This is a genomic window from Novosphingobium sp. LASN5T (assembly GCF_003856955.1).
Classification (GTDB): Bacteria; Pseudomonadota; Alphaproteobacteria; order Sphingomonadales; family Sphingomonadaceae; genus Novosphingobium.
On sequence record NZ_RQSI01000040.1, the window covers coordinates 21,343 to 32,821 of the forward strand.

An 11,479-nucleotide genomic window follows, 5' to 3' on the forward strand; every position below is an offset into this window, starting at 1 on the left:
GGCACCCGAGGTGACGCTCAGCGAAAGCACTTTCGAGCCGCAGCGAGGTCAAGGCGACACTCTTGGGGAGTCCCATGTTGCGTATGCCAATGGCGGGCAGAGCAGCGTTGGCAATGTGCCCTCGGGCCATGTGACGATATTGTTCGCGACTGAGACCGGGGCCAGCGAGGAGGTCGCGAATGCTCTCGGCAAGGCCATCGACCAGAACGGGTTGACGTCGCGCGTCATGGATATGGCCGACGCGGACATCTCCGAGCTGGGGGAGACGGAAATCGCCCTGTTCGTCGCCAGCACGACAGGTGATGGTGATGCGCCTTATGCCGCGGAAAGTTTCTTTGCTGCGCTCGGCGCCGCTGAAGCCGGATCACTCGGACATCTGCGCTATGCCGTGCTGGCTCTCGGCGATTCGACTTATGAGCACTTCTGCGCAGCGGGGCGTCGTCTGGACACTTCCCTCGCGGCGCTGGGCGCAAAACGGATTTTGGACCGGATAGATTGCGACATCGACTATGAGGAACCGGCTGCCGAGTGGCGCGCGGCGATTCTCCAAGCGATCTTGCAGAAGCCTGTGGCGTTGCAGGATGCTCTCGGCCCCAGCGGGCCGGCGGCAGCGCGACGCGAAAAATATCGGCTGATCGAAGGCGTCGTGGTCGACAGCCGCGTTCTGACGGGTCCAGGCTCCAGCAAGGCGACGCGGCACCTGGCTCTCGAGCTGCCTGAGCTGGCGGACGCGGCTTATGAACCCGGCGATGCCCTTGGCGTCATCGTCGAGAACGATCCGGCGCTGGTCGATGCGGTCCTTGAAGCGGGCGGGCTCGATGCCAAAGCAATCGTTACGCTCAAGGGGGAGTCCCTTCCACTTGATGAAGCGCTTCGCCTCTATCTGGACATCGCCGCAGTGACACCCCGCTTTCTGGAGGCCTGGGGCGCAACATCGCACAATGACATGCTCGCCGGCGTCGCGCTCGCTCCCGACGCGGGCGAACGAACCGCGCTGATGCGCAACCATCATATTGTCGATATCATGCGGAGATATCCTGCCGCTCCTCTCGACGCTCAGATCTTTGTCGAAATGCTTCGGCCTTTGCAGCCCCGGCTCTATTCGATTGCGTCCAGCCTCAAGGCGTCGCCTCGGCAAGTGCATTTGACGATAGCGCCTGTATCCTATTCCCTTTGGGGTGAGCAGCGCCGTGGCGTCGCAACCGGGCAGCTTTGCGAACGGACCCCGATCGGCTCTCGACTTCAGGTCTATGTGCATTCCAACGCGCATTTCCGGCTGCCGGCGGCGGGCGTTCCCATCATCATGATCGGAGCTGGCACCGGTGTCGCCCCCTATCTTGGCTTTCTACAGGAACGCGCCGCGCAGGGTGACGGTGGCCGGGCCTGGCTTTTCTTTGGCGAGCGCAATCGCGCGACTGATTTCCTGTACGAGGAAGAGCTGAATGCGTTTCTTCGATCGGGCGTCCTGACGCGGCTCGATACGGCTTTCTCCCGCGACGAGACGAACAAGGTCTACGTTCAGCACCGGCTGCTGGAGCAAACCGGCGAACTCTGCCGGTGGATCGCCGAAGGGGCTCACATCTTTGTCTGCGGCGATGCCGCGAACATGGCGCCGGACGTTCATCGTGCCCTGCTCTCCGTCATACAAACCGGCATGGGGCTTACCGGGTCAGCGGCCGAGACATTCCTTGGAACATTGCAGAGTGAGGGTCGGTACCAGCGGGATGTGTACTGAACTGTAACGAGGAGGCGGACGATCAAGTCCGCCGGCGGATGCTTTAGTATTTGGAGGTTGTGATGTCTGTTCAATCGACAACAAGGATTACAAAGATTCAACCGTTCGGCGTCGAGGTGGATCTCGACCTTCGGGACGAGAAGAATGACGACGAGGTCGCTCGCCTGTTTAAGGAATATGGCTATCTCGTCTTCCGCGAGCAGGAGCTGACGCAGGAACAGCAGAAACGGGTTATGTCCAAGCTGGGACCCGTCTTGGAAGATTTTACCACCGTCGGCTATGTCTCGAACACGCGCAAGGATGGTCTTCTGGGTGACTCCGAAGTGTCGTTCCACCTGGATTTCCTGTACACGCCGGTGCCGCTTCTGGGCATTTCCCTTCACGGCATCGAAGTCCCCTACGAGGAAACGTGGACGCGATTTGCAAGCGGCCGGCTGGCGCTCGAGGCGCTCGCGCCGGCGACCAGGGAACGCCTGCGGGGTCTCAAGGGCCTCAACCTCTTTTCCGCCAGCGAAGAAGGGTTGACCGGCCGCCAGCGCATTGAGGGTTATCCGGAGAATGCTCCGCGGGCCGAACACCCCCTCATTCATCGCGATCCGATCACGGGCCAGGAGGTACTTTACGCGACCCAGCAGAACACCGCTCTCGTCATCGGTCTGAGCGAAGCCGAAAGCGAGGATCTGCTCGCCGAACTGCACGCTCACCTCTACGCGGACTCGAATATCTACGAGCATCGCTGGCGCAACGGCGACATCGTGATCTGGGCGAACCAGGCCTATCATCACGCTCGCGGCGGACTTGTCCCGGGCAAAACGCGCACCCTGCAGCGTGTCTGCATCACCGACGGCGTGGCCGAAGACTATCGGCCCCCCATCCCCGACGATCGTCTGCCCGAGCACATGCGCAAGTAATGCGTCTCTGGCGTCGGTGATTGGGAGCAACACAAGTGAATGTTATGAATTGGAGCGGCCGCGTTGCCCTCATTACCGGCGCTGGTAGCGGAATTGGCAGGTCCACCGCTCAGGAGTTTGCGGCGCTGGGCGCGAAGGTGGCTATCCTCGATCGTGACGAGGCCGCCGGGAGCGAAACCCTGGAGGCCGTTCTTCGCGCTGGCGGCGAGGCGATCTTCTTGCCCACCGACGTCACCAGCGAGGATTCGGTTGCTGCTTCGGTAGCCGAAACCGTCAGCCGGTTCGGTCGCCTGGACGCGGCTTACAACAACGCCGGAATATCGCCGGACACCGGCACCACCGTGGACTGCTCGCGGGAGCTCTGGGATCAGATTTTCGCCGTGAATGTGACCGGCGTGTGGCTTTGCATGAAGCATGAAATCGAAGCCATGCTCAAAACCGGCGGTGGCGCGATCATGAACACGGGTTCCGTGTCATCGCTTCGCGCAGCGCCGCAACTGCCTGCATATGTGGCAAGTAAGCATGCCTTGATCGGCCTGACCAAGGTTACGGCACTCGAATATGCCAGGCAAAACATCCGGGTGAACATCATATGTCCCGGTGTCATAGAAACACCGATGCTCGCAAAGAAAGCCGCCGAGGGCTTCTTCAGTATCGATCAATATGTCCAGTCGTCTGTGCCGATGAACAGGCCAGGCCGTCCTGACGAAATCGCATCGGCCGTCATATGGGCATGTTCCGAAGCAGCCTCTTACCTGACTGGAGCGACACTTTCAGTCGATGGCGGAATGGTTATTGCCTGAAAAATTCGATCAGAAATTTCAATTTTATGGAGAAGATGTGATGAGCAAGCGTCCCGAATATTTCGACAAGTACAAGACTCTCAAGTTCGATCGGTCTGACGATGGTGTTCTTGTCGTACGGTGGCATAGCAATGATGGACCGGTGCTCTACGGCGCGGAACATCACTCCGAATGGGCACCGGCTTTCACCGACATCGGTGGGGATCGCGGCAACCGCGTCGTCGTATTCACCGGCACGGGCGACGTCTTTATCGACCGCCATGGCGAGTGGGGCGTGCCCATCAAGACTCCCAGCAATTTCGACGTGCCCGCTTGGGGCGAGAAGATGATGTTCCGCCGGCTGTTCGAAATCGAAGCGCCCGTGATTTGCGCCTGCAACGGCCCGGCGCTGATCCACGGCGAACTGATGGTATTGGGTGACATCAATCTCGCATCGACGACCGCCGTCTATGCCGACGAGGGTCATTTCACCGCTGGCGAGGTTCCGGGCGATGGTGTCCATATCCTGTGGCAGGAACTCCTCGGGACCAATCGTGGTAAATATTTCCTACTGACAGGCCAACATATCGATGCCCATGAAGCGCTGCGTCTTGGCGTGGTCAACGAGGTTCTGAACCCGGAAGATCTTATGCCCCGCGCCCTGGAGCTTGCCCACCAGATGGCGACCTATGATGATCTCACTCTTCGCTACACGCGGCAGTGTTTCGTGGACCGCTGGAAGCAACTGTTCAACGATCAGGTTGGCGTCGGCTACGGCATGGCATTGCAGGCCCTGTCGCACATGGATCGCGGATGGATGGTCTGGGACAAGAGCAATGAGGGTCAGGAAACCTACTCCAAGCTCCAGCGCCTCTATCCCAAAGACCAGGCGGACGCGGGCGCCGGACGCAAGCGCGACGCCGCCTGACTGATGTCTGAGGCGCTTGAGAAAGGGGGGCAAGCGCCTCGGGCACTGATCCTCCAAAAAGAAAATGATGCGGAAGAGGGCTGCTTCGATGAGCGATAGCCGAGCAAAAGTGTTTGAAACGATACTCGTCGACAAAGTGTCGCCCGAGGTCGTACGGATCGCGCTCAATCGGCCGGATAGCCGCAACGCCCAGAATGCGGCCATGCTTTATGAGCTCAACACGGCTTTCAATGAGGCAGCCCGAGACGACGCGGTCAAGGTGATCATACTTTCCGCACAAGGAAAGCACTTCTCCTCAGGACATGATCTTCGCGTCCCGGATTTCGTCGCGGAAATGGCCCCTTGGGATCCCGTCGGAACTTGGTGCGGCTTCAGCTGCGCGGGAGCGGAAGGGCGCATGGGGATCGAGAAGGAAATGTTCCTGGGGCTCTCCGAGCGCTGGCGCAACATTCCCAAGGTCACGATCGCCCAGGTGCAGGGAAAAGCTATTTCCGGTGGACTGATGCTGATCTGGCCCTGCGATATTATCATTGCGGCCGAAGATGCGGAGTTCGCCGACAATACTGGCGAAATCGGTGTCGCAGGGGCTGAGTTTTTCAATCACCCCTGGGAACTTGGAGTCCGCAAAGCCAAGGAGATGCTGTTTACCAGCGATTTCATCGGTGCGCATGAGGCCCATCGTCTGGGAATGGTAAACCATGTGGTTCCCAACGAGGAACTGCAGAGCTTTACCGAGGCGATGGCGCAAAAGATCGCCAGAAAGCCATCCTTCACGCTGAAGCTGCTCAAGGAAGCCGTCAACGCCGCGCAAGATGCGCAAGGACGCGTGAATGCGATGGGCACGAGTTTCGCGCTGCATCAACTCAGCCATTCGCACAATGAGCAGGTTTTTGGCTTGCCGATCGATCCGACGGGACTGCCGGCAAGCTTGAAGGACAAAGCGGCCTGGAAGGGCAAGCCCGCATCGGAATGAGCGGGTCACGGATTTTGGAGGATTTTGTCGATGGCCGTCTTTCCACTGGCTGAGATACCGGCACGCGGTGCGGCTCTTCACGGGCATGATGCGTGGGCGATCCGGCACGGCGATGATGTGATAAGCTGGGGGGACTTGGCCGATCGCGCAACGCGGCGAGCCCATGCGCTACGCGCTGCCGGCGTTAAACAGGGCGACCTCGTTACACTGGCGTTGCCGAACGGATCGGCATTTTACGAACTGATGTTCGCGCTATGGACGATCGGGGCCACGCCGCACGTCGTTTCCTATCGACTGCCGCTGGCGGAGCTTCAGGCGATCGTGGCCGTGGCCGCCCCGAAGATGGTGATCGCATCCGATGCTGTGTTGCAGGATGCTTTCGGCGCCAAACCGGCCAATTTCGGTCGGAATCACGCCGAAACCACCCCATTGGAAGCTGTTATCGCCCCTCGATGGAAGGCTATGTCTTCCGGTGGCTCTACAGGACGCCCAAAGATCATCGTGGCCCCCGGGCCCAATACCTTCGATACCGACCGCAGGCCGCCCCTTCGGTTTCCGGATGATGGTCCTATCCTCGCCACCGGCCCGGTCTACCATAACATGCCCGTGACGACGAATATCCAGGCGTTGTCGGAAGGCCATGCCGTCGTCGGGATGACGAAATTCGATCCGGAAGAGGCGCTACGCCTCATCGACACGTTCGGCATCAAATGGACGAGTTTCGTCCCAACGATGATGATGCGGATTTCGCGGCTTCCGAAGGAAGTACGCGGCAAATATGACGTCTCGTCACTGGAGACGGTCTGGCATTGGGCCGCGCCCATGCCGCCAGAACTTAAGCAGGAATGGATCGACTGGCTTGGGCCGGAAAAGATCTGGGAACTCTACGGCGGGACGGAAGGAATCGTCACCACCATCCTGAACGGGGTTGAATGGCTAGCGCATCGCGGCTCGGTCGGACGTCCCCATCTCGACAAGATCAAGGTCGTCGATGAAGCCGGTAGAGAATTGCCGCGCGGTGAAGTGGGAGAGATCTTCGCACTTCCGGCCGGGGGCCGGGGTTCGACATACAGTTACATCGGTGCTGACGCGCGGACGACGGAAGATGGCTTCGAGACCCTTGGCGACTTCGGCTGGATGGACGCAGACGGCTATCTCTACATCGCCGATCGTCGCACCGACATGATCGTGTCGGGAGGCGCCAACATCTTCCCGGCCGAGGTCGAGGGCGCCCTGATGGCGCATCCTGAAGTGGAAGGAGCCGTGGTCATCGGGCTACCGGATGATGACTTCGGCGCCACCACCCACGCCATCGTTCAGCCGATTGTAGAGGCGCAGGGGTCCCTGACCGCCGACGAGCTCCTCGCCTTCCTGCGCGAAAGGCTGGTGGCCTACAAGCTGCCTCGAAGCTTTGAGTTCGTGACCAAGATGCTGCGCGACGACGCGGGCAAGGTTCGGCGACAGCAACTTCGCGAGGAGCGCATCGCTGCTGTGCAGGAAACGAAAACAAACCAGCGGTCCGCGGTAGGCTGAAGGCTGTCTGCCGATAATTGGAATGACCTGGGCGCGCCGGAGAGAAAGCATATGAAAGACGACTTCATAGTCGCTGATTACATCATCGTAGGCGGTGGAAGCGCTGGTGCGGTCCTCGCCAACCGGCTCAGCGAAGACGGGCGGTCCAAAGTACTTCTTCTCGAAGCAGGAGGGAGCGGCCGGTCGTTGATGGTGGAGGTGCCGGCCGGCGTGGTCCAGTTGATCGGCAACACCAAATATGACTGGGTCTACCCGCAGGATCCCGACCCCACGATCGACAACCGGGCATTCGCCTGGTCCGGCGGCAAGGCACTGGGTGGGGGTAGTTCCATCAACGGCATGGTCTATGTTCGTGGCACGCGGCGGGATTATGATCGCTGGGCGGAGGCGGGCGCTACAGGCTGGGGGTTCAAGGACGTCTTCCCCTATTTCCTCAAGTCGGAGAGCTGGTCGGGCGAGCCGAGCCAGGCCCATGGATCCCATGGGCCGATGGCCGTCGCGCCCATGCGCCCCGGATTCCATCCGCTGACGCACAGCTTCCTGAAGGCGTGCAACGAACTCGGAATCCCGACGCTTGCCGAATATCAGGACGGTCAAATGGAAGGCGTGTTTCTGACTCATGGCTCGCAACGTGACGGCTGGCGATGCAGCACGGAAAAGGCCTATCTGCGCCCGGCGACCTCTCGGCCCAATCTTGAAATCATCGTCGATGCCGAAGTGGAGCATGTGAATTTCGATGGCGCGCGCGCGACGGGCGTCACTTTTCGGCACCATGGCGTAGAGCGCACGGCCACGGCCCAGGCGGAGGTCATTCTCTCGGCCGGCAGCATGGCGACGCCCGCTGTGTTAATGCGCTCCGGCATCGGACCGGCCGACATCCTGCAAGAGCATGGTATCGCTGTTCGCCATGACGCGGTTCAGGTCGGCGCCAATCTTCAGGAACATCCGGGCGTTGGACAGAATAAATATGTGAACCAGCCAACGATGAACAGCCGGATGCGGCCCATAGACATTATTGGCTACATGATTCGTTATGCCTGGAACCGCAGCGGGCCGCTCGCCGCACCGGCCGTGCCCGCGATGGGGCTGGTGAGAACCCGTGAAGATCTCGATGAACCCAACGTGCAGATCCATTTCATGCCGCTCGGCTACGACATGGACCCCAATGCCACCTCCTGGGATTCAAAGGGTCTTCCGAAGGAACAGATAATCACGCTCTACGCATCGGTCTGTCATCCCAAGAGCCGCGGTCGCGTTCTGCTAGGCGCTGATCGCCGTCCTCGTATCGTCCATCGGCTGTTTGACGACGAGCGCGATCTCGCGACGATGATCGAAGGCTGCAAGCTGATCAACCAGCTCTATCAGATGCCTTCCATGCAGCGGCTTGTAACCGCCGATCGCAATCCGAATCCAATCCCCGCCAGTAATGAGGAGTGGGCGGCGTTCATCCGGGCCAAGGTGGCGCTGGGATATCATGCCGTTGGCACCTGCCGCATGGGGAGCGATGCTCAATCGGTCGTCGATCCGCAGTTGCGAGTCCGAGGCGTTGAAGGTTTACGCGTCGCGGATGCATCCATCATGCCGACGCTGCCGAGCACCAATACCAATGCCACTGCCATCATGATCGGCGAGAAAGCGGCCGACATCATTGCGGAGAGAACGATCGCAGCACAACGGGCGGTCGGTTAGATGGATAGCGGCGACGGTAGCAATCCCCTGGTGCGCATCGAGAGGGGAAACGGGATCGCGGTGATAACCCTCTCCGATCCTGAAAAGGGAAATGCGCTAAGTGTCGGCATGGCCGAAGCGCTTCTCCGGAGGGTGGATGACGCGGCAAACGATAGCGCGATCCGATCCGTCTTGCTGACTGCCGAGGGGCGCTTCTTCTGCGTCGGGGGGGATGTCAGGAGCATTGGCGTCGCCGGCGAAGACGTCGGCGCGCTGCTGGATCGGATCACCGCTCCGCTGCATTCGGCGATCGAGATGCTGCTGTATATGGACAAGCCGCTGGTGGTAGCGGTCAACGGTCCCGTGGCGGGCGGAGGGCTTGGACTGGCCGCGGCCGGCGACATCGTCCTGGCGTCCGATACTGCCCACTTCTCCATGGCCTATGCGGGAATAGGGTTCTCGCCCGACGGTGCGGCGACATGGCTGTTACCGCGCCTGATTGGACTGCGCAGAACCCAGGAACTCGCCTACACTAACCGGCGTCTCACGAGCGTCGAGGCAGCAACGCTCGGTCTTGTGACGCGGTCGGTTCTGGATGCGGATCTTCGCTGCGAGGCGCGCGAGATGGCCGAACAACTTGCTCGCGGTCCTCTGGGCGCGTTTGCTGCAACACGGCGTCTTTTGCTTTCTTCGGATTGCGCGTCACCGCACGCTCAGATGGAGCTGGAATCGCGCAGCGTTCGCGCTCAAGCGACAGGGATGGAAGGCCTCGAAGGCGTATCGGCGTTCCTCGAAAGGCGACAACCAAAATTTCGCGTCGCTGCGATGCCTGACGAACCGGCGGATGGGCCGATAGGCAATTGATATCGCCAGGGGGAGAATGAGTGTGCAAATTGAGGGCTTGACAGCAATTGTGACCGGCGGAGCCTCGGGCCTTGGTGCCGCGGCCGCCTCGATGCTTTCGGCCGAAGGTGCCAAGGTAGTAATCCTTGACCGAGATCATGAGGCGGGCGACGCCCACGCCCGTGCGATCGGCGGCCGATGTGTCACCGCTGACGTCACGGACGAAGAGGCCGTCGCGAAGGCCCTCGTCCAAGCCGAATCTGCCTTTGGGATCGCCCGGATACTTGTCAATTGCGCAGGCGTCGCCCCGTCGATCAAGACCGTTGGCCGCGACGGGAGCCCGCATAAACTTGCTGATTTCCGCCGCGCGATCGAGATCAACCTCGTGGGCACGTTCAACGTCCTCAGCCAGTTTGCCGCACGGCTGATCACGGCAGAGCCTCTCGGCGAGGAGCGCGGGATCATCGTCAACACCGCCTCGATCGCCGCCTTCGATGGGCAAATCGGTCAGGCAGCCTATGCAGCGTCAAAGAGCGGGATTGTTGGGCTAACACTACCAGTCGCGCGTGACCTTGCGCGGGAGAAGATACGGGTCATGACGATCGCTCCGGGCATCTTCCTGACCCCGATGATGCTGGGCTTTTCACAGGCCGCCCAGGACAGCCTTGGGCAGCAGGTTCCGCATCCGAGCCGGCTGGGGCAGCCTGAAGAATATGCCGATCTCGTCCGATCGATCATCGTCAACCCTATGCTAAACGGGGAGGTGATCCGCCTCGACGGCGCAATCCGTATGGGACCGCGATAATGGTGCAGAGAACGCAAACCCGGACAACCGGACCCCGCATTGACTTGGGCGGCAAGATTGCGTTCGTGACGGGAGCTGCCAGTGGGATCGGCCGTCAGACGGCAAGGGATTTGGCCGAGGCCGGGGCGATGGTCTTCGCCGTCGACAGAGCGAGTAGCGGTTGCCTGGAAACCTGCGCAGAAATCCCTGACAGGATGTCTTACCTGCCCTGCGATGTCACAAAGCTTTCTAGCGTTCGAGCGGCACTCGACGCGGTCTGGCAGGAGCACGGCGCTCTCGACATACTGGTAAACTGCGCTGGCGTTTATTCGATGCAGCAGATGATGGATGTTACCGAGGACGAATATGACCGTGTCCTGTCAATTAACCTGAAAGGTCTTTTCTTTGTCAGTCAGATCGCCGCACGCTACATGGTCAAGGCGGGCCGAGGCGGAGCAATCGTCAATATCGCTTCGGCAGCCGCACGCAAACCTTCGATCGGCTCTATGGTCTATTCGGTGAGCAAGGCGGGCGTCATCAGTTTGACGCAGGGGATGGCCCAGGAGCTGGCTGCACACGAAATACGCGTGAATGCGATTGCGCCTGGCGCTGTCGAAACACCCATGTGGGACACGGTCAAAAGTGCTTATGAAGAGGTCGAGACTGGCAACGGACCAACGATCGAAGCGGCCATGCTTAGCGTAACACCTCTCGGGCGCCTCTGCCGTCCGCAAGACTGTGCTCACGCAATTCTTTATCTCTGCACTGAGCAGAGCGCCTTCGTGACGGGTCAGACGCTGAACGTCGATGGCGGGATGTTTTTCAACTAACGGTCAGGCGTTAGACTGCAAAGGATTGGGTATGGGTCAGCTTGAAGGACGCCGCGCGCTCGTCACGGGTGCCGCTGACGGAATTGGCAGAGCAATCGCAGAAGCGTTCGCGCGAGAGGGCGCGCAAGTGCTGGCCATCGATGTGTCGGGCGAAAAGCTGAATGCAGCCTTCGCACGAGATGCCGCGATAGTTCCGATTGTTCAGGACATCACCGCAACGGATGCGGCTGAGGTTCTCATCGCCAAATCGGGCGAATTGCTGTGCGGCCTTGATATTCTCGTGAATAATGCCGGGATTCCAGGCGAGTTGGCATTGCTTGAGGAAACCACCGACGTGTGAGTAGCCCCTAGTTTTCTAGACGCCTTGCGCTTTCAAAATCTGCTGTCGTTCGAACTCAACGGGGGACAGCATTCCGTTCCTGACCTGCTTGCGCACCGGGTTGTAGAACATCTCAAGGTAATCGAACACGTCCTGCCGGGCTTCTTCGCGGG

The 11,479-nt window shown here is 60.2% G+C and carries 12 protein-coding genes; 11 read left to right on the forward strand and 1 reads right to left on the reverse strand.

The genetic code is table 11. The features are described 5' to 3' along the window. The first annotated feature begins 10 nt into the window (after positions 1-10). The 11 genes from EH199_RS19305 to EH199_RS19355 all read left to right on the forward strand — a co-directional run bounded on the left by EH199_RS19305 (position 11) and on the right by EH199_RS19355 (position 11,327). Entirely contained in the window at positions 11-1,735 is a 1,725-nt protein-coding gene (locus EH199_RS19305) for a sulfite reductase flavoprotein subunit alpha (protein ID WP_190287360.1), read from the forward strand. A 62-nt stretch (positions 1,736-1,797) separates the two neighbouring features. Beyond that, positions 1,798-2,646, forward strand: coding sequence for a TauD/TfdA family dioxygenase (locus tag EH199_RS19310; RefSeq protein ID WP_124810795.1), 849 nt, complete (start codon positions 1,798-1,800; stop codon positions 2,644-2,646). A gap of 44 nt (positions 2,647-2,690) precedes the next feature. Continuing rightward, positions 2,691-3,449, forward strand: a complete 759-nt coding sequence (locus tag EH199_RS19315; protein WP_124810805.1) for a glucose 1-dehydrogenase — start codon at positions 2,691-2,693, stop codon at positions 3,447-3,449. A gap of 40 nt (positions 3,450-3,489) precedes the next feature. Next, positions 3,490-4,356: an enoyl-CoA hydratase/isomerase family protein gene (locus tag EH199_RS19320; protein WP_124810796.1), complete on the forward strand. Its 867-nt coding sequence runs from the start codon at positions 3,490-3,492 to the stop codon at positions 4,354-4,356. 88 nt (positions 4,357-4,444) lie between these two features. Next, a complete protein-coding gene (locus tag EH199_RS19325) occupies positions 4,445-5,329 on the forward strand; it encodes an enoyl-CoA hydratase (protein ID WP_124810797.1) in 885 nt (294 codons plus the stop codon). Between the two features lie 30 nt (positions 5,330-5,359). Beyond that, positions 5,360-6,862: an AMP-binding protein gene (locus tag EH199_RS19330; RefSeq protein ID WP_124810798.1), complete on the forward strand. Its 1,503-nt coding sequence runs from the start codon at positions 5,360-5,362 to the stop codon at positions 6,860-6,862. Positions 6,863-6,913: 51 nt separating this feature from the next. Further along, positions 6,914-8,551, forward strand: a complete 1,638-nt coding sequence (locus tag EH199_RS19335; RefSeq protein WP_124810799.1) for a GMC family oxidoreductase — start codon at positions 6,914-6,916, stop codon at positions 8,549-8,551. Then, entirely contained in the window at positions 8,552-9,394 is an 843-nt protein-coding gene (locus tag EH199_RS19340) for an enoyl-CoA hydratase/isomerase family protein (RefSeq protein WP_124810800.1), read from the forward strand. A gap of 22 nt (positions 9,395-9,416) precedes the next feature. Continuing rightward, positions 9,417-10,178 (forward strand): SDR family NAD(P)-dependent oxidoreductase, encoded by a 762-nt coding sequence (locus EH199_RS19345; RefSeq protein ID WP_124810801.1) that lies wholly within the window; start codon positions 9,417-9,419, stop codon positions 10,176-10,178. A gap of 44 nt (positions 10,179-10,222) precedes the next feature. Further along, entirely contained in the window at positions 10,223-10,987 is a 765-nt protein-coding gene (locus EH199_RS19350; RefSeq protein WP_190287361.1) for an SDR family NAD(P)-dependent oxidoreductase, read from the forward strand. A 31-nt stretch (positions 10,988-11,018) separates the two neighbouring features. Further along, on the forward strand, positions 11,019-11,327 hold the full coding sequence (locus EH199_RS19355; protein WP_124810803.1) for an SDR family NAD(P)-dependent oxidoreductase: 309 nt from the start codon (positions 11,019-11,021) through the stop codon (positions 11,325-11,327). Positions 11,328-11,342: 15 nt separating this feature from the next. Here the strand turns inward: EH199_RS19355 and EH199_RS19360 are convergent. Further along, positions 11,343-11,479 (reverse strand): IS3 family transposase (locus EH199_RS19360; protein WP_148092169.1); only part of this gene is annotated, 137 nt, incomplete at its 5' end.

Bases quoted from the DNA above. Each gene is read 5' to 3' on its own strand.
- EH199_RS19310 (WP_124810795.1), top strand. From the start codon at position 1,798: ATGTCTGTTCAATCGACAACAAGGATTACAAAGATTCAACCGTTCGGC.
- EH199_RS19315 (WP_124810805.1), top strand. From the start codon at position 2,691: ATGAATTGGAGCGGCCGCGTTGCCCTCATTACCGGCGCTGGTAGCGGA.
- EH199_RS19320 (WP_124810796.1), top strand. From the start codon at position 3,490: ATGAGCAAGCGTCCCGAATATTTCGACAAGTACAAGACTCTCAAGTTC.
- EH199_RS19325 (WP_124810797.1), top strand. From the start codon at position 4,445: ATGAGCGATAGCCGAGCAAAAGTGTTTGAAACGATACTCGTCGACAAA.
- EH199_RS19330 (WP_124810798.1), top strand. From the start codon at position 5,360: ATGGCCGTCTTTCCACTGGCTGAGATACCGGCACGCGGTGCGGCTCTT.
- EH199_RS19335 (WP_124810799.1), top strand. From the start codon at position 6,914: ATGAAAGACGACTTCATAGTCGCTGATTACATCATCGTAGGCGGTGGA.
- EH199_RS19340 (WP_124810800.1), top strand. From the start codon at position 8,552: ATGGATAGCGGCGACGGTAGCAATCCCCTGGTGCGCATCGAGAGGGGA.
- EH199_RS19355 (WP_124810803.1), top strand. From the start codon at position 11,019: ATGGGTCAGCTTGAAGGACGCCGCGCGCTCGTCACGGGTGCCGCTGAC.